Genomic DNA, 26,392 nt, shown 5'->3' with positions numbered 1-26,392 from the left:
ACTTTTGGCGAGGATTCATCTTAATGCTTGTAAAAGCTGTAAAAAAATAGTGAACTCCGTTTAAAAATCCTGAAACAAAACTATTAATATTCGTTTTTTTGTAGACGAATCAGTTTTAATGACCTATAATAATCCATGCATTCATTAATACACGAACATTAAGGTGGTTTTTATGACTGAATATACGTTAATTTTCAAAGGGACAGCTTTTTCAAGTAAGTCTCCTTCTAAAGTACAAATTTTAAAGGATTATTTATTCTTCATTAATGCTGACGGGATGATTGAAAAAACAGCAGCTCCTGAGCATGCAGACTATCAAAATCTACTAACTACATATCAACATCAAGAAATTTTCCATCAATTAGCCGATGGACAATATTTCTTACCAGGCTTTGTCGATTTGCATGTACATGCACCGCAATGGGCACAAGCTGGAACTGCATTAGATATTCCACTTTATGACTGGCTAAACACATACACCTTCCCTATCGAATCCAAATTCTCCGATTTAGAGTTTGCACAAGAGGTCTATGAAGATTTAGTAAGCACTCTTCTTGCAAATGGAACGACTACATCACTCTATTTTGCCACTGTCCATAAAGAAGCAAGCCTGCTATTAGCGAAAATTTGTGCTGAAAAAGGTCAACGAGGTCTAGTCGGGAAAGTTGTGATGGATGATCCTGAGCAAAATCCAGACTATTATCGAGATGCAAATACTCAGACTGCACTAAAAGATACAGAAGAATTTATTGTAGCTGTGAAGGAATTAGCCAAATCAACGAAACAGGGTGTTTATCCAGTTGTAACACCACGCTTTATTCCAAGCTGTACAGACGGTGCACTAAAAGGCTTGGGAGAATTAGCTGCTAAATACGATACACATATCCAGTCACATTGTAGTGAAAGCGATTGGGAGCATGGCTACGTAAAGGAACGATTTAAGAAAAATGATGCCTTTGCCCTACATGATTTTGGACTATTAGGCGATAAATCTGTGATGGCACATTGTAATTTCTTAGACGATGACGATGCACAGCTATTTGCTGAAACAGGCACTGCGATTGGTCATTGTCCAATTTCCAATGCTTATTTTGCAAATAGTGTCATTCCAATTGCTCGCTTCCATGCAAAAGGCGTTGATATCGGATTAGGGTCAGATATTTCTGGTGGTTTCTCACCAAGCCTATTCGATAATGCTAGACAAGCAGTCATGTCATCTAGAATGCTAGAAGACGGTGTGGATACATCTATTCCTGCTGAAAAACGTGGTGTCCCAAATTCACGTATTACGATTAATGAAGCATTTTATTTAGCAACAGCAGGTGGCGGAGAAAGCTTGAGCCTACCAATTGGTCGATTACAGGAAAACTACACGTGGGATGTACAAATCATCGATACTAACATACCTTCTGCAAAACTTCCTATTTTTGATCACAAGGAAGATTTACAGGATATTTTCCAAAAAATTATGTATCTTGTGCGCCCTGAAAATATCCGTGAAGTTTGGGTACAAGGAAATAAAGTTCACGCTAGAGCATAAATAGTCTCTTGCGTAAAAAATAATAAATTTACAATTTTGAGGTGTACATCTTAGTGGAAACGCAACATAACAAATTAGCTAACGATAAAATAAAAACTCAGCAGTTAACAGTTTTACCAGATGAGAAGGTGTCATTCGGCCAATCCGCCCTACTTGGTTTACAGCACGTCATGGCAATGGATGTCTACGTAGTGCCTTTCTTAATTGCCATGTTAATCGGTTTACAATCAGGTCAATCAAGCGCTTTGATTCAATCGACTTTCATTGCGGCAGGGATTGCAACGATTATTCAAACTCACTTTTGCATGAGGTTACCGATAGCACAAGGTCCTTCATATGTTCCAATCGGTGCCATTGTAGGTATTTATGCAGCTAGTGGTGGTGGAGATCTTGGTTGGAGTACTGTATTAGGAGCAAGTTTAGTCGGCGCCATCTTAGTTATTATTTTAGGTTTTACAGGTATATTCAATAAAATCGTGAAAACTTTCATTCCGCCAATTGTCGGAGGGACAATTATCTTTGTGGTCGGTCTTTCATTAATGCCTGTAGGTTTAAGTAATAACATTTATAATGCAGCAGGCCCATCTATTAACCAAAACATTTATTTAGCTTTAACTTCAGCTATCGTTCTAATCCTTTGCGTCATGTTAGGTTCTGTCTTTCATAAAAAAGGCCGCGTATTTCGTATCGCTTCAGTAATTATCGCTTTAATCGCAGGTTGTATTGCAGCAAATATTATGGGTGTTTTAGATTTATCAGCAGTGTCACAAGCAAGATGGTTTAGTATGCCTCAAGTTCCATTTGCAGATTTCAGCTTCACGTTTAATTTTTCTGCCATCATTACAATGGTGATTATTTATATCGTCTTAATGGCAGAAACAACAGGTACATGGTTTGCAGTGAGTAACGTCATCGATAAACCATTAACTGATAAACAAATTAATCGCGGGGTGATCGGCGAAGGAATTGGTTGTTTTATTGCATCATTACTAGGCTCAACTCCTGTCACTGGCTATTCAACAAATGCAGGTGTGATATCGATTACAGGTATCGCAAGTAGACGAGTTTTTATTGCTGCAGGTTTTTGGTTTATTTTATTCGGATTCTCTGGAAAATTAGCTGCTCTTATTTCTGCTATTCCATCAGCAGTTATCGGTGGTGTATTCGTGATTGTTTGTGGCATCATTGCAATCAGTGGTTTACAAGTAATGAAAAATGAAAGCATCGGTGAAAAGGAAATGTATGTAATCGCTGTACCGGTGATTTTAACATTAGCTCTAACATTACTTCCAAAAGATTTCTTATACTCATTACCAACAACCGTTCAATACTTATTCGGCTCCCCAATAGCAACAGCTGCTATAGCAGCCATATTGTTGAATAAATTATTACCTAGTGGGAAATAACTTTAAACTGCACAACTTTTCTTATAGGAATAGTTGTGCAGTTTCTTATTTAAATTATTTCCTGAAATTTCTGTCTTATCTTCTTCTGTTTTGTTATACTAGAGCAAAAAAGTAGGGATTGTAATGATATATGACGTAATTATAATTGGTGCAGGATCAATGGGGATGGCAGCAGGCTATAATTTAGCGAAAGCAGGAAAAAACGTCTTGATGCTTGATGCCTTTGATCCACCACACGAAGAAGGTAGCCATCATGGCGATACAAGAATTATTCGCTTTGCGTATGGTGAAGGGGCTAGCTATGTACCTTTTGTCAAAAGAGCAGGTGAATTATGGAAAGAACTTGAAGCGTTAACGGATGAATCTTTATTTTTACAAACAGGTGTCATGAATGTCGGTGAAGAAACCCATTCTTTTATTCAAAATGTGAAAACCAGTGCTAAGCTATACGATTTATCATTAGAACAGTATTCAGCAGCTGAAGCAATGGAAAAATGGTCTGGATTATCCTTACCTGAAAACTTTGTTGCTTGCTATGAGCCTACTGCTGGTGTCCTTCGTGTAGAAGCGTGCATTCGCGCTTATAAAACTTTAGCTATCGAGGCAGGAGCAACCTTACATACAAATGAAAAAGTGCAGAACATCGAAGCTGGAAACATTGTACGTGTCCAAACGGCAAATAGCGTTTACGAAGCAAAGCATTTAATCGTAACAGCTGGTGCTTGGGCGACTGAGTTACTACAATCAATGGGCATCACCATCCCGGTTACACCAACTAGAAAAACCTTTGCGTGGTTTGAAGCGGATGAGCAACTTTATCGTGAAAATGTTTTCCCAGCCTATTGTTTTGAATTCGCAGATTCCTCGTACTATGGTTTTCCGAGTATTGATGGAGCTGGCCTGAAGCTTGGCAGACATGATGGTGGTGAGGCTATCAATCCAAACGACCCTCTTCGCCCATTCGACGAACAGGATACAATAGATTTACAAAGCTTTATCAATCGTTTTATGCCTCAGCACGGTACACTGAAATTCGGAAAAACATGTAAATATTCGATGACACCAGATGAAGATTTCATTATTGATTTTTTACCTGAGCATCGAAATATTGTTATTGCAGCAGGCTTCTCAGGACATGGTTTTAAATTCAGTAGTGCCGTTGGTGAGGTATTAACTGATTTAACTCTAAACGGGAAAAGTAAACAGGATTTATCAATCTTTAGGCTTAGTCGATTTAATACACACTAACACTTTGCTTCTCCTAATGCACTTACTACTGTGTCGGGTTTACAAGACCGTAAGCTTTTAATGATTGGATTAGCTATGTTTTTAACATTGATCATTCAAAAAGTTTCAAGTGATATAGGAATATTAAACAACAACTCTTTACCTTTAGAGTTTTTAAGTTATGTAGTGATATTTTTCATAGTATATGCATTACTGGACATTAAAAATTTGTATACCCTAATTTCGCAGAGAGAGTAGTGCGAACTACTCTCTTATTTATGATTAAAGTTAGTTGATACTTGACCCCGCCGCTAGAACGTTATGTCTATCCCCAATAGGCCAAAGAACGTTTCTTCATCGATTCTCGGTATTGCTCTGTTGAGATCGGCAATGCTTTATTTGTTTGGTAATCCATAATGACACCATATCTTCGAACAACATCCATTTGATTAATTTCACCTTTATTATACATCAGCTCAACTTCTATTGGATCTGTTTCCAGCCATCTATGGCGATTTTTGCGAATATAATCGCGTTCTTTTAATGTAGTAGCCATATCAATTTCGAAGGCATCCATATCGCGGTCAATTTCGTTAATGACTACGCCGTAATCAAGCTTGGCACGTTCAATCGAAACATATTCATCAATAACGTCCTCTAAAACAGCTTTTACATCTCGTGCTAATGGGTCACCTAAACCACCGCCTCCTGCTGAGGGACGTGTAAAGGAATCACCTTTCTTCAATTCAATATTGGAGAAAATCGTGCCTAAAAATTTTTCATCCTCTTTGTTTGGGTTTAAAATTGCCCCTTGTGCGATAGAAGGTAAGCCACCCATAATCCCCCATGTAATGGAGCGAGAGCGATCACAGCAATAGGACATCACTGTTTGGTTGACATCTGTTAAAATGCCTCCCTTTTCTACACCACAGCCACCACGGTATTTACCTGGACCAGCAGAATCTATAATAATTTCATGTTTCGTTGTCACAACTGGTGACAAACGTTCCTGCCCTTCACATGGCTGAACACTTAACCCTACCCCGAACACTGGTGAGGTTGTATTCGCACCATCTCGGTCAATACGTCCACCATGGCCACCTGCCATCCAGTCATACCACATAAAATATTCACTACTATCTCTCCGCTGATCATACCCGCCTATTAATAAATACTCTAAATTAAATGAACATGCGATAGCGCGTTCAGGCATAATATTTGACCATAATTCGAAGCAGGCATTCATAATTTTTTCAAACGCCCCTGAACAATAGCCAGAAACAGCTACTGGGCTAGGTGCGTTAACGACGGAGTTTTCAGGAAGAAATATTTTCACAACACGATAAAATCCTGAGTTCAGCGGGATCTCTGGGAAAAATGTTTTGGTTCCTGCATAAGTACCAGAAAGTGCTGAACCAAACCCTGCATTTAAAAAACAGCTAATATAAGGATGTGAATCACTTAAATCATAAGCTATTTCATCCTCCGTAATGGTCATTTTCACACGAATTGGGATGAGGCCATCTCCTAATTGTGGGTCCATATCGATATAGTCCACTGTTTCCCACTGATCTTTAGGTAAAGCTTTAATTTTCGCTCTCATTAATCGCTCTACATAATTTTGGACTTCCTCAAAAGCTACTAGCACCGTATTGATGCCGTACTTTTCAATCATTTCCTTGAGTTGCTTCTCTCCAACCTTCGCCGCTTCCACTTGAGAACGTAAATCTCCAATACGTTCTTCTGGGATACGCATATTCATAACAATAATCTTTACAACATCTGTTAAATATTGACCTTTACTATAAATACGTACAGGTGGGATACGCAGTCCTTCCCCGTAATGTTCCTTTGCTGTAATATCAAAGGAACCCGGGTTAGAGCCACCAACATCTGCCCAGTGTCCATTTGTTTGCATGAGTGCAATCAGTTTGTCATCATGAAATACTGGTAAAATCACACGTACATCACTGAAATGTGTTCCTCCACGATAAGGATCATTTACTAAAAATACATCACCTGGATGGATGTCATCAGCGAAATCCTCTAAGACAGCTTTTGCAGTTAAATGCAATGTCCCTACATGTACAGAAATATCTTGCGTTCCTTGCATAATCGTATTCCCCTGTGCGTCGCATAATGCACAGCTGAAGTCTCGATTATAAATAACAAATGAGTAACATGTACGCAGCATTTGTTCAGCCATTTGATCGACTAAATTCACAAAGCCGTTTTTTAACACTTCAAATGTTACTGGGTCTAGATTTTGAACCTTATGATTTGTCTCCAATTTCGTTGTACTCATAGCCAATTCCTCCTTATCGCGTATTAGTTCACCGTAATAATAATATTTTTATAGGCATCTACTTCCGCTGTAAATCCTGGTGGAATAACAGTCGTCGTATCCAGCTGATCAATAATGGCTGGACCAGCAAATTGCGTGTAAACAGGTATTTTATCGCGATTATATACGTTAGTTTCAATATATTTATCCTCAAAATAAACTGGACGTGTTTCTTTGAAAGCATCTTCAAGCGAGCCTTCAGGAACATATTGCGGGAAATTAGGCTTTGGTACTGTGCCTATAGCCGTTACACGTAGGCCAAATATTTCTACTGCTTGGTCCTTATCGGAAAATGCAAATTCTCGTTCATGTTCTTTATGGAACGCTCCCAAAATAGCATCTAGGGAAGTGATTTGATCGGATACGAGAACAGCTAGATATCTCCATTGTCCCTTATAACGAAGATCTATATAATTCGTTAATGACGATGTGTTTTCTGCTATTCCTTCCTCTTCTAATAATTCTCTTGCCTCTTCTCGCAATTCACTAAATTGAGTTGTCAGTTCCTCTACACTTACTTCATCTAGTTTTTTCACATATGTTTTAGAAATATCATGGCGTACATCTACAAGTAGGCACCCCATTGCCGCTGCTACACCTGGATGCGTAGGAATAATGACTTTTGGAATGTTTAAATCTTTTGCCAAATAGGCACCGTGTAATGGACCTGCACCACCAAAGGCTACAAGCGCGAAATCACGGGGATCATAGCCTCTCCGTACCGATATTAATCGAACTGCATCACTCATATTGGCATTTGCAACTTCTATGATGGCACTTGCCGCTTCCTCAACCGTTTGATCGAATGCATTGGCGATTTTTTTCACAGCCTCTCTAGCTGCCTCTTTGTTTAACTGCATCGTCCCATCTAACAAATCCACACCTAGACGTCCTAACACTAAATTTGCATCCGAGTTAGTGGGCTCAGTGCCTCCTCGGCCATAGCAAGCTGGTCCTGGTACTGCCCCTGCACTTTGTGGTCCATTACGTAATGAACCGCCTTCATCTTTCCAGGCGAGACTACCTCCGCCTGCTCCTATTGTTAATATTTCAATACTTGGGAAACCAATTGGATAGCCATATTCTATCGACCAGTCCTTTGTAATTCGTATATCTCCCTTATACATCAGTGAAATATCCGTACTTGTACCTCCCATATCTAAGCCGATTGCATTGTCAAATCCGCATAACTTTGCGATATGCTTACTCGCAATAGCTCCGGCGGCTATCCCAGAACTTGCCAATCTAGCAGCATAGCGGGGAACTGTACTTGAAGTCATGACACCGCCACCAGAATGCAAAACTAATATTTCTTCTTCATAGCCCTTTTTCTGCATTTCATTGCTTAACTTACTAATGTAATTACTCATAATTGGTCCAAGCACTGCATTGATAATGGTTGTACTCATACGCTCATGCTCAAAAATTTCCGGAAGCACCTCGCTTGAAATACAAACATATACATCCGGTAATTCCTCTTTTAAAATTTCTTTGACTTTCGCCTCATTTTCCCCGTTCACGTAGGCATTGATGAAACATACGGCAATGGATTCTGTTCCTCGTCGTTTTAATTTTTTGGCTAATAAACGAATTTCCTCTTCATCAATAACCTGAAGAATATTTCCTTCATAATCTATTCGTTCTGTCACTTCAAATCGATCCCGTCGTTGAATATAAGGCCTCGCTGTATCTTTGTATGTGTCCCAAATATCTTCTTTCGTTCCCCGGCGAATTTCAATGACATCTCTAAAGCCCTTTGTCGTAATAAGAGCTGTTTTTGGCAACTTGCGCTCAATTAACGCATTCGTTCCAACTGTTGTGCCATGAGAAAAAATTTTAATATCTTTGCCATTTAATGCTGCTTTTTCTACTCCATTTAAAATTCCTTGCTCCGGATTTGAAGGTGTAGACGAAGTTTTTGTGACAAATACTTCTCCCGTCTCTTCATTAAAAACAAATACATCCGTAAACGTTCCACCGACATCAATTGCTAAACGACTTTGTGCCATAGCTCTACCTTCTTTCGTTTAATAAATTTAAAATCAAAAAATTATTTTTGTGTATAAAGTTAATGCCTCGAGCGGATGCCCCAGATTTTTTTAAAGTGATTGCGTACAATTTGAGAAAAATCTGGGCCATTACACCGAAGCATATGTGACGTATATTTTTTTGTCTTCTATCCTAAACTTCCTTCATTTACTCACTTTTTGTGCCAATCGTAATAGTTTTAAACGTTGTAAAGAACTCTTTCGCTGCCTGCCCCTGCTCACGGGCACCGGTACTTGAGTTTTTCATTCCTCCAAACGGCGCTTGAGGCTCAGCTCCACCTGTTTCATCGTTAACCTGTACAAGTCCTACTTCACTACGGTTAATAAAATCAAATGCTTTCGGAATGTTATTAGTATAAATAGAAGCACTCAATCCAAAATTAGAATCATTCGATAATCGAATCGCTTCTTCATAATCTTTTACTTTGATGACCGCTAAAACTGGTCCAAAAATCTCTTCATGGGCAATCGACATCTCATGAGTTACATTCGTAAAAATTGTTGGGTCTATATAGTATCCTTCAAATATACCTTTTGTAGGACCACCGCCAAATACTAGCTCTGCTCCCTCAACTTTTGCTTTCTCGATGGCGGATAATATAGAATCATATTGTCCTTTAGATGACACTGGCCCCATCGTGACACCAACTTCAATTTTTTTAGCTTCTTCAATTAACTGCTCTACTACCTTTTCATAAACTGCTTCCTCAATGTACACTCGACTAGTTGCTGTACAACGCTGTCCCGTTTGCTTCATCGCGCCTTCTATCGTTAATTTTGCAGCTTGATTGATATTGGCATCAGCTAAAATGATCGCTGCATTTTTCCCTCCAAGTTCGAGCTGAATTTTTTTATTAGTAGATCCAGCAGTATCTAAAATGCTTTGGCCCACACTATTTGAACCTGTAAATGTAATCGCCTTTACTTCAGGTGCCTCCAATAATACCTGCCCCACTTTTGAACCACGGCCTTGCACAACATTTAACACGCCTTTTGGTAAGCCAGCCTGTTCAAATAATTCTCCTATTAATTTACCGGTTAAAGCGCTTTCAATAGAAGGCTTCCAAACTACTGTATTGCCGTACACCAATGCGGGTGCAATTTTCCATAAAGGAATAGCGACAGGAAAATTCCAAGGAGTTATTGCGGCAACGACACCAAGGGGTACACGCGTTGTGTACAATAATTTCGCTTCATTGGCTGACGGTAGCACCTCACCTGTTGCACGCATCCCTTCTTGTGCAAAATAACGCAAAATGGAAGCACCACGTTTAACTTCACCAAGCATTTCATTTTTCGTTTTACCCATTTCACTCGAAGCTATTTCAGCTACTTTATCAATATTTTTCTCTAGCAAATCTGCTGTCACGCGTAAAATCTCTCCACGTGCAACAGAAGACGTATTTTTCCAACCCTCAAATGCATCCTGAGCTGCAACGATAACGTCTTTCGTTTCATCTATTGTTAAAAGCTCAACTTGACCAATACATTGAGATGGTCGAGCTGGATTAAATTGTTCACGTATTTCTCTAACGATAGTTGTCATAAAACTCCTCCTTCAAATAGTGATCGTTTTTGTCGACATTACACTTTTTCAACAATTGTTTTACGTATATGCTCAAATGTCTCGTCTAAAATACGTAACATTTCGTCTAATTCTACTTTTGATAGAATGAGAGGTGGGGCAAAAACAACTGTATCTTGATCATACGTGACCGTTCGTAGGATTAAACCTCGTTTCATCGTTTCTTGTACAAAAATTGGACTAAGAGGAGACTCAAACAATTCACCTGTCTCACGGCTCTTTACTAATTCAATGGCTCCAAGTAATCCAAGAGTACGCACGCGTCCGATAAAGCTATATTTTTCTTGCAGTGCTTGGAATCCTTCTAACATGGCATCGCCCATGTTTGCAGCATTTTCAACTAGATTTTCACGCTCGAGGATTTCTATATTTTTCAACCCAACTTGACAAGCTAGTGCATGACCGCTGTAAGTATATCCGTGCATTAATGTCCCTTTAGAAAGTTCGCAAAGATCTTGATGCAGCTTTTCGGATATTGCCACACCACCAAGTTGAACATAACCACTTGAAACTCCTTTAGCGAATGACATCATATCTGGCACTACGCCGTAATGTTCCATACCGAAAAATTTACCTGTCCGACCAAACCCGGTAATGACTTCATCTGCAATAAATAAAATACCGTACTCATCACAAATTTTTCGCACTTCTTTAAAGTAATCTTTTTGTGGAATATTAACCCCACCTGCACCTTGTACAGGTTCAGAAATAAATGCTGCCACAGTCTCAGGGCCTAACGCTTCAATCGTTTCACGTAAATTACGTACGGATTCGCTGTATACATAGTGGAAATCAGGTGCGTGCGAATTCGTAAAGTCACGAAATGCCTGTAAGCCTGTCGCATTTGTAGCACCCATTGCTACACCATGGTATGAATGGGTACGTGAAATAATTTTTTGGCGCTCTGGCTGTCCTTTTAGTAACCAGTAATGACGTGCTAATTTAATCGCTGTATCGTTCGACTCTGAGCCGCCTGAAGTGAAAAATACAGTGTTTAAGTCGCCCGGAGTCAATGAAGCAATTTTCGTCGCTAAACGAATAGCTGGTTCATTGCTAAATGATGCGAAGCAGGAACTAAAGGCTAATGTAGATATTTGCTCCTTTGCGACTTCGGCAATTTCTTTACGACCATGCCCAACATTTACATTCCATAAAGAAGACATGCCATCAATGTAGATATTCCCTTCAATATCTTTTAAATAAATGCCATTCCCTTCTGTAAAAATGGCTGCTGGACCTTGTGTTTGTTGTTGCTCGATCGACGTTGTTGGATGTAGAAAATGCTTTTGATCTAACGTTTTTAACTCTTCTTTTAGTTGAATTGTCATAAATACCAACCTCTTTTCGTTTAAAATTTCATACACTTTTTTAATAGCAATTCTCGTGCCAACCGATGAAATTTTTTTTAATGTGTTGTAATTTTTTGACTAATTTCTAAAAGAAAGGAATGATTTTGTTAAAACGTATACCATAAATATAAGTTGATTGGAGTGGAGGCTGGGCGACTCCTTGGGGATCTGCAATAGAGGAACGAAGGCTAAGAGCATCACGTCCTGTGATAACGCCTTCGTGACCAACATCCTGTTGGCCCGAGACCCTGCAGCGAAGCGAAGCGGCTCATCGGACGCCCCCAGGAAGCTCTGCTCTGTGCGAAAGCGAAGCGACAGCAACAAAGCGCCCAGCCGGAACGGAAATCAACCACACGTTATGAGAATGAAGGAACATTCACAGCAACTGCAACAAAATGAAAAAGAGACACTTTCTTTTTTGAAAATGCCTCTTTTCTTCGATATCTATTAACATATTAATGATGCTTTTCTTCATTTTCCTTGTATGAATCATTGAGTATTGCAATATTACATCTTATTGTGCAGGAATGAAATTTTGATGCAAAAATACATCATTAATCCTCATATGAAATTTGTTTCGTTAATTGGAACTTTTGTATTTTACGTACCAATGTTGACTGATCACAGCCAAGTGATTTAGCAGCTTGTCTTATACTTGGATATTTAGATAAAGCTTCCTTAATAATTTGCTTTTCAAACGCGGCCACCTGATCCTTTAATGTGCCACTAAACTTTGGAGTTACAACCGTTTCCTGGATATTTTGTATTTGTACAGGATTTTCTACATCACGTACAATAGTCGGGTTACTATCCAACTCTTGTTGCACAATATACGCTGTTATTTCTGGCTGCGTTGCTAGTAAGCAAATACGCTCCACTATATTTTTAAGCTGACGTACATTTCCTGGCCAATCGTAAGTTTCTAATATTTTCATAGCAGATGACTCAATCGTCCGATGGATGCCATATTTTTCTCCAACTATAGCTAAAAAATGGTTGACTAGTGGGATAATATCTTGACGGCGTTGCCTTAAAGGTGGAATTTCAATCGGGATAATGTTTAAACGATAATATAGGTCCTCACGGAAATCACCTTGCCTCACCATCTCCGCTAAATTGCGATTCGTTGCAGCGATTATGCGTACATCAATAGGAATAGGCTTTCCACTACCAATACGCTGAACCTCTGATTCTTGGAGCACACGTAATAATTTCGCCTGTAGTAACAAGGGCATCTCTCCAATTTCATCTAAAAACACTGTACCACCTGATGCAATCTCAAATAACCCTGCTTTTCCACCTCTTGCCGCTCCTGTAAACGCTCCCGCCTCATAGCCGAAAAGTTCGGATTCTAATAAATTTTCTGGAATAGCACTACAGTTAATCGTTAATATTTGCTTATGATTACGTCGGCTATTTGCATGAATAAGCTTTGTAATTTCTTCTTTACCTACGCCCGATTCACCACCAATTAATACAGTAGAATCTACCTCTGCAACTCTCATAACACGCTTTACAACCTGCATCATTGCAGAAGACACGGCTATTAAACTACTTTTTGTTGATTTTTTAGTATGTAAGGCTTGTAGCTTATTTTTAAAATTCTCGTTTTGGACTTCTAATTTTTTTACTTCTTTCTCTAACAATTTTAATTGTGTCATATCACGTGTAATTGCTACTACGTATTGTAATTCACCATATTCATCAAATATTGGCTTGCCAGAAACTAAAAAGCATTTTCCATTAATGAACGTTTGTAAAATAGTTACTTTTTCTTTTGATTCAATTACTTTCATCGATATTGAATCACTCATTAATCCTTCAGCAATTACGTCTTTTGCATATCTTCCCATTAAATTGATACCAACAATTTCAATATCAATATCATTTTGAAATAGTATTTTTCCATCGCGATCGCATATTGTAACGCCATCTGATATGGAGTTTAATACTTTATTTGATAGTGGATTCATAAAATCAATATGGCTAAACTGCATGAATGGTTTGACATGAAATAAGCTTCCTTGTGAAGTCTCTAGTACATGAATAAAATAACCTTCTGCCTCAAACGTTTCCGTTCCTTTACTATATTTTTTTATTATTTTTTCAAGAATCTCTATTTGGACATCACTTTTAAGTATTACTTCACCATTTTTTACAATAAAAAAATGTTCATCTTTATGAAGCTGAGTTATCGGCATATAGACCACTCCCTCTTGAACTTTAAAACTTCTTCATTAATACAAAAAAATTCGCTCACTTTCTACGGGGCATCTGCAAGCCTAAAAGGTGCCAAAGCATCCTGTAAGTTCTTTCAAGGCTTGATATCTCGCAGAAATGTTGCGAATTTTTTGTATTTTTATAACATTCTATTCCGAGGCAAGCTTTTCCTCTATTTGCTCCGCTGATCTTGTCGACAGTTTTCGCATAATCATGAACAATACAACTGAGCCAATTAATACTGATGTACTTAAATAGAATTGAGAGCGTAAAGATCCGATGAGGGCTTGGCATAAATAAACGACTGTTAATATACCAATTGCGACATACGATAGGTATGGGAATAGCCACATTTTAATCGCTAATGGCTCATCTGAAACCTTGTCATAATAACGCCGGAAACGAATTTGTGAAATAGCAATGAAAATATAAACAGCGATCATTAATCCTCCAACACAATTACCCAAAAAATAGAAAATGACTTCAGGTGAAATGAAGTATAGCATCGCACAAATATACGCTACCACTGTACTGCCAATAATAGCCGGTACAGGTACACCCCGACGATTTTTAATTTGCGAGAATATTTTTGGTGCATCCCCTTGACGCGACATTTCAAGTAACATACGTGAGCTTGTATAAAGAGCGGAATTTAAAACAGAGATAAGTGAAATAAAAATGACGATTTGAATTAGTTGAGCAGCAATAGGAAGCCCCGCTATCGTTAAAATATTTGCGTAAGGTGCTGCCAACATTTTTGAATCATTCCAAGGTATAATCAAAACCATAATGGCTACTGAACCTACGAAAAATAAACCTAAGCGAAATACAACGTTGCGAATGGCGCGAACAATATTTTTCGCTGGATTTTCAGACTCTGCTGCCGCGATGGCTGCAACCTCAGCACCACAAATTGAGAAAATGACAAAAACAATTGCGGTTAAAATTGGGACAATACCATTTGGTGCAAATCCACCAAATTCTGTTAAAATACCTAACCCCTTCGGTTCATAATTTGGCCAAATGCCTAAAATCATTGCTATACCAACTACTAAAAATACGGCAATAGCTGTAACTTTAACGAAGGAAAGCCAATATTCGAACTCACCAAATGATTTTACTGAATAAATATTAATAATTGTCATCAATAATGTTATGCCTACACTTCCTAGCCAAGTTGGAATCATCGGAAACCAATTATGCAACATTCCCCCTATGAGTGCTGCTTCTAACCCTACAATAAACACCCAGCTTGCCCAATAAAGCCAGCCTACTGTAAAACCTGCCCATGGACCAATATACTTTCCTGCATATGAAGCAAATGAACCTAACTCTGCCGAACCACCTGATTTCTTCCCTAATACTATTTCTCCTGATGCCATTTCCCCAACCATTTGCATGATTAGAACTATGAGTAAGCACGCAATCGTATATGAAACCACCGCTGCTGGGCCGGTACTTAAAATATTTTTCCCTGTCCCGACGAATAGCCCTGTACCAATAACCCCTCCAATGGAAATCATTGTAATATGCCGTGTTTTCAGTGATTTTTGCAAAGCTCCCATTAAACCACCCCTTTAGTGTTTTATGTAGACATTTACTAGCCCCTTTCCTCTAATTCAATGTCTACTGTTTAATGAGCAATTCTGATGCCAAACCTATTCAATTATTAAAATTTCCAAAAAATTATCAATCTGTACATCTATTGTTGTATTTAAAAGTTGTCCTATCACCAAAAATTGTTGATGACATTTTATAAAACGTAGTATTTTTAATAAGTTGATTGGAGTGGAGACTGGGCGACTCCTTGGGGATCAGCGATAGAGGAACGCGAGTGAAGCGGCTCATCGGACGCCTCCAGGAAGCTCCGCTCTGCGCGAAAGCGAAGCGACAGCAACAATTGTTTTATCTGTGCGAAAGCGTAGCGACAGCAACAATTGTTTTATCTGTGCGAAAGCGTAGCGGCAGCAACAAAGCGCCCAGTCGGAACGGAAATCAACCCTCGTTTTGCGAAGAGCCTTAAAATTACTGAGTGAGAAAAATCTATGAATCTTTCATATGCGATTTCGAAATTTTGATGCAAAAACACATCATTAACAGTTCGTTTGCATCATTTGTTCTATCCATATACTCGATTGAATGAACTCATAATATTCATTTCTTCCCTGTACTTCGCTACTGTCCGTCTGGATATATGGATACCGTCAGTACTTAAAATATTTGTAATCTGCTGATCTGTTAAAGGTTTTTGTTTATCCTCAGCTTCAATCAACTGTTTGAGTCGCTTTTTAATATACATAATAGAATCCATTTTCCCTGAAATATTCATTACTCCTTTTGTAAACAACGATTGTAAAGCATAGACACCTTGAGAGGTTTTGATATATTTTCCACGAACAGCTCGACTAATCGTAGACACATGTAGATTTAAAATGTCAGCTACATCTTTTAACCGCATAGGCTTTATTGCCTCAATTCCTTTATAGAAAAAATCCTCTTGCAATTCCACTAACAATCTAGCTAATTCGTAAAGTGTTTTATCACGTTGTTCAATTCCTTGTAATAATAAAAGAGCATCTTTCATTGTGTTTTGAAAATATGTTTTACAATTTGGTTCGTTTTTTAAAATTTCAACATAATGTTTATCGATTGAAACAATTGGTAAATAGCCACGATTTAATTTAATCAGCCATTCCTCCCCCAATCTCTCTACTTCGATTTCAGGAATGACATATGGAATCGTTTCGAATTTATCTCCTGTCACCACCGGTTTTAAATTTTTTATATAGTGGACAGTTTTCTTCACTTCTTGTGTAGAAGTTTTATACTTTTTACTTAACTGTTTAATGCTCTGCGCTGCCACTAGCTCTAAATCCGTTTTGATAAATTGGGAGGTCCATTTTGGTGCAAGTGCATCCCTGTCCACTTGAATAAGTAAATACTCTTTATAATTACGCGCTCCTACTCCTACTGGCTCGAAAGTTTGAAGTAAATCCAATAGTGCCTCTACATGCAAAACATTTGTTTTAAATTTATGTGCAACAATTTCTAAATCAACATCTAAAAATAGACGATCATCTAAGGATTGAATTAAAAACGTTAAGATTTTTAAATCTACTGAAGATAAATTTTTATGCATAGGTACTTGTTCCAATAAAAACTGCTCATAGCTTTCTTTTGCAGCAAGTTTCATCTCAATAGGATTAAATGAATTATTTAGCAATCCATTATTTTGCGCAGTATAACTTTTTAAGGAATAGCTTGCTAATTGCATAATTTCCTCATATTGACTTTTCACCGTTGCGTCAGTGACAACTAACAGTGGATTTTCATTAGCTTTGTCATAAATAAATTGTTCTAGCTCATTGGATGAATATTGCAGTATTTCTAAGTGCTGTACTAGTTGCGCTGATAAAACTTGCATTACTTTTTGGGAAGTTTTGATAGCCATTTGCATACCCTACACCTCCATGACAGAATTTTCTACATAGTAACATGTTTATTCTTTGTTTTTCCATTTTTTCATTAAATTTTTATTTTATTTAGATATTCCTCTATTCCTCCGTAGAATTTTCTAATAATTCCAAAAAAGTAATTGACTACATTAATAAGTCATCATAAAATACACATATACAATAATAGTTACCACATTACGGTAAAACAAAAGGAGTGATGAAATGTTTCATTTACCAACTGTGCAATTTACACAAGAGCAGGAACAATTTCGCTTAGATGTCCGAACATTTCTACAAGATGAATTAGCAAAAGGGACCTTCACGTCTAAATGTGACTCTTGGCTAAGTGGAGATGATCCAGAATTCTCTAAATTAATTGGTCAAAAAGGCTGGATTGGTTTAACTTGGCCTAAAAAATATGGTGGCCAAGAGCGTAGTACTATTGATCGATACATTTTAACGGAGGAGTTTTTAGCCGTTGGTGCTCCAGTTGCAGCTCATTGGTTTGCCGATCGCCAAACAGGACCACTTCTTTTACGATATGGGACAGAAGAGCAGCGTGAATATTTCTTACCGAAAATTGTAAAAGGTGAATGCTACTTTGGCATAGGTTTAAGTGAACCAAATAGTGGGTCTGACTTAGCTTCAGTCAGTACACGTGCTGAAAAAGTAGAAGGTGGCTGGTTAGTCAATGGTCAAAAAATATGGACGAGTAATGCTCATCTTTGCCATTATATGGTTACTTTAGTACGTACAAGTGCTTTTGATGGTAAAAATAAACACGCAGGGCTTAGTCAGTTAATCGTCGATTTACATGCAGAAGGTGTAACCGTTGTTCCCATTAAATTTTTAACTGGTGAACATCATTACAACGAAGTGTTCTTTGACAATGTTTTTGTACCTGACAATATGGTAGTTGGAGAAATTGGTAATGGCTGGGCTCAAGGTTTAGCTGAGCTTGCCTTTGAGCGCAGTGGCCCAGAGCGAATATTGAGTACATTCCCATTAATTGATGAGCTTATTCAAGAGTTAAAGCGCCAAAACAATTTAGAAGGTTTAAAACAAGCGTCAAAAATTGTAGCCCGTCTTTGGAGTCTACGGAATTTGTCAATTGGAGTAGCCCAGCTTTTAGAAACTGGTAATAGTGAAGACGTATCTATTCCCGCAGCACTTGTAAAAGCATTCGGGACGAAATTCGAGCAAAGTATTCCTGAAATCACACGCTTAATCATCCAAACTTATCCAACCCTTGACGCGCATCGTAAAATCGATCGCTTTATGGCTGAATCCATTTTGCATGCACCAGGTTTTACAATTCGAGGAGGAACTTCAGAGGTATTATATGGCGTTGTAGCGAAAGGGGTTATAGCACAATGAGTGAAATGAAAGACATGATCGTTGATGTTGTAGAGCGCATGTTAAAAGAAAAAGTGGATAAAGATTTAGTCGATACAGTAGAACAAGGTAATTGGGCACCAGAACTATGGGATCTGTTTAAAGAAAACGGTATGACTGCTGTAGCCATTACAGAAGAAAATGGAGGTGCAGGTGGCGATATAGAGGATTTATTGAATATTGTGCGTTTAACTGGAAAATACGCTGCACCGATTCCATTCGCAGAAACAACATTTGCAAATTATTTATTAGAGTTCACTAGTTTACAAGTAATTGAGGATTTGGCGACGTATATGCTCTGCCCTAACCAAGCCTTTACGTTAGAGAATGGCAAATTAACGGGAGAGGCGATTCAAATCCCTTGGGCACGCCATACAAAACACCTAGTGACACTTGCCCATAGCTTGGAGGGTACACATCTTGTAGAAATAGATTTAAGCCAAGCAGAAATTAAGCATGGTACGAATTTAGCAGGCGAACCTCGTGATACCGCGATATTCCATCATGCTAATGTTTCCCAAGTATCTGCTGTGTTATCACCTGACAAGATGCACGCTATAACAACACTCAATACAGCCTTTCAATTAGCACTGATGACTGGTGCCATCGATAAAATAAATGACTTAACTGTTCAATATACAAAAGAACGTGAGCAATTCGGTCGTCCGATTCATCGCTTTCAGCTCGTTCAGCAGCATATTGTACATTTGGCAGGTGAAACGGCTATTGCATTAGCAGCATTTAATAATGTAACAGAAGCCCTTCAGATGAACAAACAAAATAGTGAGGTTGCATACGCCCGCATTCGTTTTGAAGAAATCATTCAAACAGTGACAACCATTGCACATCAAGTACACGCTGCAATTGGTACAACACACGAACATAGTTTGCATCAATTTACACGCAGACTTTGGTCTTGGCGCGATGAAGGTGCTAGCACCTCTTCTTGGACTAATTTGGTCGCAACACAACTCTTGGAAAATAGCGGAGATAGTCTATGGGGATATTTAACATCATTTAGCTCAAGCTCTCCCCTTCTCAAAGTGGAAGGATAGAGACTTCAATAATCAAAATTAATTTGTGACAAACTACTAATGACAAGATAAGGAGTGTTAGCAATGACTGATTTACTTTTTGAAGTGCAAGACCATGTTGCCACAATTACATTAAATAGACCTGAGGCGTACAATGCTTTCAGTGAAGAAATGATCTCTAAATGGATTGAAGCCCTTGAAAATGTCCGTGATTCAGAGGATATTCGTGTCGTCATCGTAAAAGGTAATGGGAAATCATTTTGCGCTGGTGGCGATATTAAGGCCATGCAAGCTGGTGAAGGATTTTTCCAAAGCGAGGACGATATCTCTTCAACAGGTTTAGCACGCAAAAATTCTCTTTGGAAAAAGATTCAGCGTATCCCCCTTCTCCTTGAAGAAATTGATAAGCCTGTTATTGCACAGGTACATGGGTTTGCAATGGGCGCAGGACTTGATATGGCCTTAATGTGCGATATACGGATTGCCGCAAAATCTACAAAGATCTCAGAAAGCTATATTAACGTTGCGATCGTGCCGGGCGATGGTGGCGCTTATTATTTACCAAAATTAATCGGCATCGATCAAGCATTGGATATGTTCTGGACAGCTCGTGTATTAACTGCTGATGAAGCAAAGGACAAAGGTGTTGTGACATTTGTTGTAGAAGACCATGAACTTGACGAATACACATTAAATTATGCAAAGGAATTAGCGAGTCGCCCAACCACGACATTACAATTCATTAAGCGTGCTGTTTATCAAAGTCAAAAGATGGATTTACGTACTGCGCTTGACTATATTTCATCACAGATGGCCATTGTAACAGAGCTAGATGATTTTAAAGAAGGTGTAAGCGCAGTCGTAGAAAAACGTAAGCCTGTTTATAAATGATGTGTAGGAGGAAGAACAATGCAACCTCTTGAAAATATTCGAGTGTTAGATTTATCACGTGTATATGCTGCTCCTGCTGGCTCCATGATGTTGGCCGATTTAGGGGCAGAAGTAATTCGTATTGAACATCCGGATGGCTCTGATAGTATGCGTGACTGGGGACCATTTGTGAATGAACAAAGCACGTATTATTTATGTGCGAATCGCAATAAAAAATCTATCACGTTAGATTTAAAAACAATAGAAGACAGAGAAAGATTTAAAGAGCTTGTCAAAGATGCGGATGTCGTACTCGAAAATTTTAAGACGGGTGATATGGAGCGGATGGGGCTAAGCTATGAGGAACTAATAAAAGTGAATCCAAGAATCATATATTGTGCAGTAACAGGATTCGGTCAAACTGGTCCTCTTGCTCACGAACCAGGCTTCGACCCAGTTATTCAAGCAATGAGTGGTTTAATGCATGTCACTGGCTCAGCTGAAGGAGAGGCAACAAAAGTTGGTGTTCCTATTGCAGATATTTTAACCTCTAATTATGTTGTCATTAGTATTTTAGCCGCTCTACGAATGCGCGATCAAACAAATACAGGGCAATTTATTGACTTAGCTTTATTAGACATTCAAATGAGTAGCTTAGCGAATGTAGCAAGCGCTTATTTAAATACAGGCTTTATCTCAGAACGTCTAGGTAATCGTCATAATAATGTTGCTCCGTATCAAGTATTTAATTGTGAGGATGGCCCCTTAATGATTTGCGTTGGTACAGATGGACAATTTAAAAAGTTTTGCACGATGTTGAAACGTGAAGAATGGGCCAATGATCCGCGCTTTTTAACAAATACGATGCGCAAGCAACATGAAGCGGAGCTAGTTCAGATGATTACTGACATGACAATGACAAAAAAACGGGATGAATGGATTACCTTATTACAACAATACAAAATCCCTGGAGGACGTGTGAATACGATTGCTGAAGCACTAGAACAACCGCAATTTATGGCACGCGACATGATTGGTGAAATAGAGCACGAACAATATGGTACAATCAGATTCATCAAAAACCCGTTAAAGTTCTCTGATTTAACTATTCAATATAAATTAGCACCACCGATACTTGGAGAACATACAAATGAATTCCAAAAGTCCTCTCTACAAAAATAAAATTACGCTATAATAGAATTTATGAAGATAAATGCTCCGACGGATGTCGAGGAAAATTATTTTATTACGTAGGTGACGGGATGAATCAAGAGATTTTCGAAAAAAACTATACAATGTCATCGTTGCACAAAGCTATTAAAGTGTTAAAAGCTTTCACAAAAGATGAGCCTAGCCTTTCCCTAACTGAGTTAAGTAAAAAAACAGGGATAAGCATTTCCAGTTTACAGCGTTTCGTTTCTACCTTTGTGTACGAAGGCTTTCTTCACAAAGATGAGCGTACAAAGCGCTATCAATTAGGTCATTCACTTCTCTATTTAGGAAATTTAGTAAAAGAAGAATCAAGTCTTATCATTGTCGCAGAACCTATTTTAAAAAAGCTGAACGAAGAAATCGGCGAAAGTGTTTCCATGAATATTATTGATGGATTGGAGAGACGATGTATTTTAAACTATGATTCAACATATCCGCTTTCAACGAAAATGTTTGTTGGTGACACCTCTCCCCTTTATGCAGGTGCATCATCTAAAATATTGCTCGCATTTATGCCAAATGTTGAAGAATATGTAGAGAATATCAGTCTTGAACCCATCACAGATAAGACATTACTTTCAAAAGAGCAGTTGTTGAAGGAATTACAGCAAATCCGTTTACAACGTTATGCGAAAAGTAATAGCGAACGTGTGCGTGGAGCATGTTCTGTGTCAGCACCGATTTTAAATGCTTCTCACCAAATCATCGCATCCGTGACACTGGTCATACCAGAAATACGCTACAGCGACTATGATGAAAATCAGTTAATTGAAACCATTCAAAGCGTTGCATTAGACATCGAAAAGCAATTGTATTGATCGAAACAATGAATAAACCCGAATAGGTTCACTTTTTTAAGTGATATCTATTCGGGTTTAGTGCTTTAATTATTTACTAATTCTAAAAAGTCATGCCAATGATTTAAGCGTGGCAGTTCAACATGCTGGTTATACGATTGATTTTTTAAAATTACTTTTGTTTTCACATCTTGAAGTGTTTCTAATACAGCTGGTTTATCATCTACATAAACATCTAAAGCTAGCTCTTTGATGATTGCCACTTTTTCTGTATCCTGCATTCCGCAGAAAAAATGACCTTCTGTGATTGGAAATCCTTGTGCTTTCATCCATTCACTTGTTTGCTTACAATGCTGTTTGGGACGCGAGGTAATATAATATATATCATGTCCCTGCTGTGCCAAAGCTTGGAGCGTTTCTAGTGCTCCCTCAAAAGAAGGACAATCCGTAAAATAAATTTCCTCTAATGAACTACTCCACATCGCCGATCCTTCAGCATCTGTTAATCCAAAAGGTTCGTGAATTTCAACTCTTTGCAAAGCTTGAAATGCTTCTAGTGCAACATTTTTGCCAAGTTTTGTATTATAGAGTGAAAAAGCGTGTGCTCGTAAATCAATAAGTGTGTCATCTATATCAAAGCCAAATTTCATCTAGTTTTTTCTTCCCTTCAAGAAGCCTTGTTTATGAAGTTAGCCGCGAATGTTTGCTCTTTTTCAATTTGCTTCGCTAATACTTCCTCAATGTCTTGCTCGCGTATTTGTTGAAAATCTTGTACGTCAAAATGAGCAAGCGTATTTTTATTTAATAGTGACGCAAGACATTCTGCATCCTTGAGTGCACTATTAAGCCCAAATGCTCCTGTTGGTGTCATCGTGTGAATAGCATCACCTAATAGTACAAGTCCCTTTGTTCCCCAAGAGTTACTATGACTACTGAATACATCGAGCAATACGAAATCTTGCCAAGATTTTATATGTCCCATAACAGTATCAGATAATTCTGGAAATTGATCCGTAAGCTGTTGGATAAATGGTGTAAATGCTTTTTTTCTGAGCTGAGGAAAACTTCCTTGTTCAATATTCCAGCCGATTTGAATGAACCCACCTACTTGTGTGAACAATGATAGCTGCTTATCACCGATTAATGCCATTTTTATCGATGGCTCCCAACCTTGTGGGGCAGGAATTTTAGCCCACAGTAAATCAAAGCCATGTTTACGCTTTTGAAAGTCAATATGCGCTTGCTTACGAATAGTAGAGTAACGACCATCAGCACCGATAATTAACTGACTACTAATTTCAATTGTTTCTCCATCTCTTGTTGCGATTACACCCGTATATCTGCCCGAAGAATCAACTATGAGCTTCGTCACCTTAGTATTTAGGAAACAAGAAAAGTGCGGAAAATGCTGTGTTTCTTGTAAAATACCCTTTAATAGATTTGTTTGCGGCACATGAATACCTAAATGTCCTACAACTTTATCAGGCAAAATGGTTTTAAATGCTCTACCTTCTGTGTAATATTCAAGCTTTCCCATACGTAATAAGCCGAGCGCCTCGACTGCTTCAAAAAGCTCATGACTTTTTAAAACAGCCTCGCCCTCCTCGTTTAAATGCTCTCCGCGAAATGCCTGCCCAAGTGCTGCGTTTTGTTCCAGTAATATTACGGAAAGACCTTTTTTCGCTAGTAAGTGCGAAAGAAGTGCTCCACCTGGCCCAGCCCCTACGATACAAACATCTGCTTGATAATTCACTTTTCTTCACCTTTCTTTGGATACGCAATAATACGTAAATCTTGCCCTACCTGCTCAAACGAAGAAAATTCTACATCCCATGCCTCATCCATGGTAGACGGATTTTGACCAGCAATAGGTGTTAATGATAACCGACCACCGAGAACCTTTGGCGCTATGTAAATCATATATTTGTTAATAGCACCTTGCTGTAAAAATGAAGAGTTTACGGTACTTCCGCCCTCTACTAAAATATCAGTAATACCATGCTGATAAAGCTTTTCAAGCATATCATCAATCATAAGCCCTTCTTCATCGCTGCGAACTGGCATTACCGTTATACCCTTTTCTTTTATTGTTGCTATTTTTTCTGAGCTTGCATCCTCACTGCAAACAATAATCGTTTTAGCTTCTTCTACATTTAGAACATTGGCATGAGCTGGTGTACGAAGTGAGCTATCCATAATAATGCGTACTGGATTTTTTCCGTAATCTTCTTTTAACCTTGTCGTTAAGGATGGATTATCGGCTAAAACAGTACCAACACCAACTAGTATTCCATCTACCTCATGACGAATACGGTGAACATCTTCACGTGCTGCCTCTCCAGTTACCCACTTGGAATGTCCTGTGTGGGCAGCTATTTTGCCATCTAAGGTCATCGCGTATTTTGAAATAATAAATGGTCGTTTTGTTAGCATATTGTGAATAAAGCGTTCATTTAAACGGCGAGCTTGAGCTTCTAAAACACCCACCTCTACCTCAATACCCGCTTCTCGTAATAGTTGAATACCACGCCCAGCTACAGTAGGATTAGGATCTTGCATTGCTACAACAACACGACTAACTGCTGAATCCTTCACTAAATTTGCACAAGGAGGTGTTTTTCCAAAATGTGAACATGGCTCAAGAGTTACATAAAGTGTTGCACCTTTAGCATGTTCTCCTGCCATACGGAATGCATGCACCTCTGCATGGGGTTCACCTGCTTTTCTGTGTAAACCTGTTCCAACAATTACACCGTCTTTCACGATTACAGCCCCTACAAGTGGATTAGGGTTCGTATTCCCTTTTGCACTAGCAGCTAAATCAAGTGCTAGCTGCATATATTTTTCATCTGTTGTCATGTTAGTTTCCCCCACTCACTTCTCTTCGCGCAAATGTCCAGATTTCTCTACTTTTGTGTCTAAATAAAAACGATTTGTCTCCGTTAATCCTCCCCACAATGGGACATGTCCTTCTGCTGTTAAGCCATGCGCCTGTAATGCGGCAAGCTTCTTCGGATTATTAGTAATCAGTGTAACTGGTTTTGAACGAAGTGCAGTTAATACAGTAATGGCATCTTCATAAGAACGAGTATCATCTGGGAAGCCAAGAGCATGGTTTGCTTCAACCGTATCTAACCCCTCTTCTTGTAGTAAATAAGCAAGAGATTTCGAGAATAGCCCGATGCCACGACCTTCATGATCTGCTAAATAGAAAATAGCACCACAGCCGTGCTCTGCAATCATTTTCATCGATTCATGTAATTGATAACCACAATCACAGCGCTGGCTCCCAAAAATATCACCTGTATGGCAAATGCTGTGCATGCGAATTAAAGCATCCTCTTCACGTGCAAAATCTCCATATACAAGCACTGATGACTGCTGTAAAAAAGCTAAATTTGCAGTTGCTAATCCATCAATAATTTCTTCTTTTGATAGATTCGCATCTACTTTTAACCAGTTATACCATTGAAATGTCTCTGAAAATTCACCCTGTTTTACCGGTAATTTCACTGGACCAACTAGGCAAATGCTTTCAGTTTCAGATTGCTTCACGATTGTCATTTTGTCTTTCACTATATCCATAACTTTAGTAGTAATTGTCATATTTTCTCCAACCTTCTATTGTTAACAGCTAGCTAAATCTACTAACTGAGTACTTGTATTTCCACATCACTTACATAACGTAACTTAGTTTATAATAATAACTAAGAACTGTCAAACATCAGCTTCTATTTTAATCCGCTAGAAGCTTTGGGCCAACTGACGTGGCACTTTCGTTACAAAAATATTTGCTGAACGATGTTAAAAACAATTAATAAGAAACAAAAACTGCTACATGACGTTTTTATCATATACTAATAGCTTATGGAGATGCTATTTTTTCTGTGCAGGCTAGTCTATAATAAGC

20 protein-coding genes are annotated in these 26,392 nt (G+C 38.5%); 9 read left to right on the top strand and 11 right to left on the bottom strand.

Annotated features, from left to right (window positions below):
- The first annotated feature begins 172 nt into the window (after positions 1–172).
- From guaD to solA, 3 genes are all read left to right on the top strand, one after another.
- A complete protein-coding gene (guaD, locus tag AN161_RS11390) occupies positions 173–1,540 on the top strand; it encodes a guanine deaminase (protein ID WP_053594464.1) in 1,368 nt (455 codons plus the stop codon).
- Between the two features lie 53 nt (positions 1,541–1,593).
- Positions 1,594–2,946, top strand: a complete 1,353-nt coding sequence (locus AN161_RS11385) for a solute carrier family 23 protein (RefSeq protein WP_053594463.1) — start codon at positions 1,594–1,596, stop codon at positions 2,944–2,946.
- A gap of 123 nt (positions 2,947–3,069) precedes the next feature.
- Positions 3,070–4,194: an N-methyl-L-tryptophan oxidase gene (gene solA, locus AN161_RS11380; RefSeq protein WP_053594462.1), complete on the top strand. Its 1,125-nt coding sequence runs from the start codon at positions 3,070–3,072 to the stop codon at positions 4,192–4,194.
- A gap of 304 nt (positions 4,195–4,498) precedes the next feature.
- On the opposite strand, the gene AN161_RS11375 is transcribed toward solA, so the two are convergent.
- The 6 genes from AN161_RS11375 to AN161_RS11345 all read right to left on the bottom strand — a co-directional run bounded on the left by AN161_RS11375 (position 4,499) and on the right by AN161_RS11345 (position 15,284).
- Positions 4,499–6,478 carry a hydantoinase B/oxoprolinase family protein gene (locus AN161_RS11375; protein WP_053594461.1) on the bottom strand — a complete coding sequence of 660 codons (1,980 nt, stop codon included), beginning with the start codon at positions 6,476–6,478 and terminating at the stop codon, positions 4,499–4,501.
- Positions 6,479–6,501: 23 nt separating this feature from the next.
- Positions 6,502–8,526, bottom strand: a complete 2,025-nt coding sequence (locus AN161_RS11370; RefSeq protein WP_053594460.1) for a hydantoinase/oxoprolinase family protein — start codon at positions 8,524–8,526, stop codon at positions 6,502–6,504.
- A 187-nt stretch (positions 8,527–8,713) separates the two neighbouring features.
- Positions 8,714–10,111 (bottom strand): aldehyde dehydrogenase family protein, encoded by a 1,398-nt coding sequence (locus AN161_RS11365; RefSeq protein ID WP_053594459.1) that lies wholly within the window; start codon positions 10,109–10,111, stop codon positions 8,714–8,716.
- Between the two features lie 38 nt (positions 10,112–10,149).
- Positions 10,150–11,478: an aspartate aminotransferase family protein gene (locus AN161_RS11360; protein ID WP_053594458.1), complete on the bottom strand. Its 1,329-nt coding sequence runs from the start codon at positions 11,476–11,478 to the stop codon at positions 10,150–10,152.
- Positions 11,479–12,053: 575 nt separating this feature from the next.
- Positions 12,054–13,700, bottom strand: coding sequence for a sigma 54-interacting transcriptional regulator (locus AN161_RS11350; RefSeq protein WP_053594456.1), 1,647 nt, complete (start codon positions 13,698–13,700; stop codon positions 12,054–12,056).
- Between the two features lie 168 nt (positions 13,701–13,868).
- Positions 13,869–15,284: an amino acid permease gene (locus AN161_RS11345; protein ID WP_053594455.1), complete on the bottom strand. Its 1,416-nt coding sequence runs from the start codon at positions 15,282–15,284 to the stop codon at positions 13,869–13,871.
- Positions 15,285–15,526: 242 nt separating this feature from the next.
- On the opposite strand from AN161_RS11345, the gene AN161_RS28775 reads away from it, so the two are divergent.
- The gene (locus AN161_RS28775; protein ID WP_143114731.1) at positions 15,527–15,742 is read left to right on the top strand and encodes a hypothetical protein; all 216 of its coding nucleotides are present in this window, start codon (positions 15,527–15,529) and stop codon (positions 15,740–15,742) included.
- Positions 15,743–15,838: 96 nt separating this feature from the next.
- Here the strand turns inward: AN161_RS28775 and rpoN are convergent, their stop codons facing one another.
- Positions 15,839–17,176, bottom strand: coding sequence for an RNA polymerase factor sigma-54 (gene rpoN / locus AN161_RS11340; RefSeq protein ID WP_053594454.1), 1,338 nt, complete (start codon positions 17,174–17,176; stop codon positions 15,839–15,841).
- 220 nt (positions 17,177–17,396) lie between these two features.
- On the opposite strand from rpoN, the gene AN161_RS11335 reads away from it, so the two are divergent.
- From AN161_RS11335 to AN161_RS11315, 5 genes are all read left to right on the top strand, one after another.
- A complete protein-coding gene (locus tag AN161_RS11335; RefSeq protein ID WP_053594453.1) occupies positions 17,397–18,551 on the top strand; it encodes an acyl-CoA dehydrogenase family protein in 1,155 nt (384 codons plus the stop codon).
- On the top strand, positions 18,548–19,624 hold the full coding sequence (locus tag AN161_RS11330) for an acyl-CoA dehydrogenase family protein (RefSeq protein ID WP_053594452.1): 1,077 nt from the start codon (positions 18,548–18,550) through the stop codon (positions 19,622–19,624). The genes AN161_RS11335 and AN161_RS11330 overlap by 4 nt, the downstream gene beginning before the upstream one ends.
- Before the next feature lie 63 nt (positions 19,625–19,687).
- On the top strand, positions 19,688–20,494 hold the full coding sequence (locus AN161_RS11325) for an enoyl-CoA hydratase/isomerase family protein (RefSeq protein WP_053594451.1): 807 nt from the start codon (positions 19,688–19,690) through the stop codon (positions 20,492–20,494).
- Positions 20,495–20,512: 18 nt separating this feature from the next.
- Complete coding sequence (locus AN161_RS11320; protein ID WP_053594450.1) at positions 20,513–21,655, top strand: CoA transferase; 1,143 nt, start codon at positions 20,513–20,515, stop codon at positions 21,653–21,655.
- Positions 21,656–21,735: 80 nt separating this feature from the next.
- Positions 21,736–22,503 (top strand): IclR family transcriptional regulator, encoded by a 768-nt coding sequence (locus tag AN161_RS11315; protein ID WP_053594449.1) that lies wholly within the window; start codon positions 21,736–21,738, stop codon positions 22,501–22,503.
- 65 nt (positions 22,504–22,568) lie between these two features.
- Here AN161_RS11315 and AN161_RS11310 read toward each other — a convergent pair whose 3' ends face one another.
- From AN161_RS11310 to AN161_RS11295, 4 genes are read right to left on the bottom strand one after another with little or no spacing between them, the layout of a single operon-like run.
- Positions 22,569–23,132, bottom strand: coding sequence for an HAD family acid phosphatase (locus tag AN161_RS11310; protein WP_053594448.1), 564 nt, complete (start codon positions 23,130–23,132; stop codon positions 22,569–22,571).
- A gap of 17 nt (positions 23,133–23,149) precedes the next feature.
- Complete coding sequence (locus tag AN161_RS11305; protein ID WP_053594447.1) at positions 23,150–24,235, bottom strand: FAD-dependent monooxygenase; 1,086 nt, start codon at positions 24,233–24,235, stop codon at positions 23,150–23,152.
- Positions 24,232–25,341, bottom strand: a complete 1,110-nt coding sequence (ribD, locus tag AN161_RS11300; RefSeq protein ID WP_053594446.1) for a bifunctional diaminohydroxyphosphoribosylaminopyrimidine deaminase/5-amino-6-(5-phosphoribosylamino)uracil reductase RibD — start codon at positions 25,339–25,341, stop codon at positions 24,232–24,234. The genes AN161_RS11305 and ribD overlap by 4 nt, the downstream gene beginning before the upstream one ends.
- A 15-nt stretch (positions 25,342–25,356) precedes the next feature.
- A complete protein-coding gene (locus tag AN161_RS11295; RefSeq protein WP_053594445.1) occupies positions 25,357–26,088 on the bottom strand; it encodes a GTP cyclohydrolase II in 732 nt (243 codons plus the stop codon).
- Between the last annotated feature and the right edge of the window lie 304 nt (positions 26,089–26,392).

It is taken from the genome of Lysinibacillus sp. FJAT-14222 (genome assembly GCF_001278875.1).
GTDB classification, from domain to species: domain Bacteria; phylum Bacillota; class Bacilli; order Bacillales_A; family Planococcaceae; genus Lysinibacillus; species Lysinibacillus agricola.
The sequence above is the reverse complement of the archived record's forward strand: the minus strand, read 5'-3'. Positions and strand labels throughout refer to the sequence as shown.

Excerpts from the sequence above, each read along its gene's own strand:
- guaD (WP_053594464.1), top strand. The coding sequence starts at position 173 with ATGACTGAATATACGTTAATTTTCAAAGGGACAGCTTTTTCAAGTAAG.
- solA (WP_053594462.1), top strand. The coding sequence starts at position 3,070 with ATGATATATGACGTAATTATAATTGGTGCAGGATCAATGGGGATGGCA.
- AN161_RS11375 (WP_053594461.1), bottom strand. The coding sequence starts at position 6,478 with ATGAGTACAACGAAATTGGAGACAAATCATAAGGTTCAAAATCTAGAC.
- AN161_RS11370 (WP_053594460.1), bottom strand. The coding sequence starts at position 8,526 with ATGGCACAAAGTCGTTTAGCAATTGATGTCGGTGGAACGTTTACGGAT.
- AN161_RS11365 (WP_053594459.1), bottom strand. The coding sequence starts at position 10,111 with ATGACAACTATCGTTAGAGAAATACGTGAACAATTTAATCCAGCTCGA.
- AN161_RS11360 (WP_053594458.1), bottom strand. The coding sequence starts at position 11,478 with ATGACAATTCAACTAAAAGAAGAGTTAAAAACGTTAGATCAAAAGCAT.
- AN161_RS11350 (WP_053594456.1), bottom strand. The coding sequence starts at position 13,700 with ATGCCGATAACTCAGCTTCATAAAGATGAACATTTTTTTATTGTAAAA.
- AN161_RS11345 (WP_053594455.1), bottom strand. The coding sequence starts at position 15,284 with ATGGGAGCTTTGCAAAAATCACTGAAAACACGGCATATTACAATGATT.
- rpoN (WP_053594454.1), bottom strand. The coding sequence starts at position 17,176 with ATGCAAATGGCTATCAAAACTTCCCAAAAAGTAATGCAAGTTTTATCA.
- AN161_RS11335 (WP_053594453.1), top strand. The coding sequence starts at position 17,397 with ATGTTTCATTTACCAACTGTGCAATTTACACAAGAGCAGGAACAATTT.
- AN161_RS11330 (WP_053594452.1), top strand. The coding sequence starts at position 18,548 with ATGAGTGAAATGAAAGACATGATCGTTGATGTTGTAGAGCGCATGTTA.
- AN161_RS11325 (WP_053594451.1), top strand. The coding sequence starts at position 19,688 with ATGACTGATTTACTTTTTGAAGTGCAAGACCATGTTGCCACAATTACA.
- AN161_RS11320 (WP_053594450.1), top strand. The coding sequence starts at position 20,513 with ATGCAACCTCTTGAAAATATTCGAGTGTTAGATTTATCACGTGTATAT.
- AN161_RS11315 (WP_053594449.1), top strand. The coding sequence starts at position 21,736 with ATGAATCAAGAGATTTTCGAAAAAAACTATACAATGTCATCGTTGCAC.
- AN161_RS11310 (WP_053594448.1), bottom strand. The coding sequence starts at position 23,132 with ATGAAATTTGGCTTTGATATAGATGACACACTTATTGATTTACGAGCA.
- ribD (WP_053594446.1), bottom strand. The coding sequence starts at position 25,341 with ATGACAACAGATGAAAAATATATGCAGCTAGCACTTGATTTAGCTGCT.
- AN161_RS11295 (WP_053594445.1), bottom strand. The coding sequence starts at position 26,088 with ATGACAATTACTACTAAAGTTATGGATATAGTGAAAGACAAAATGACA.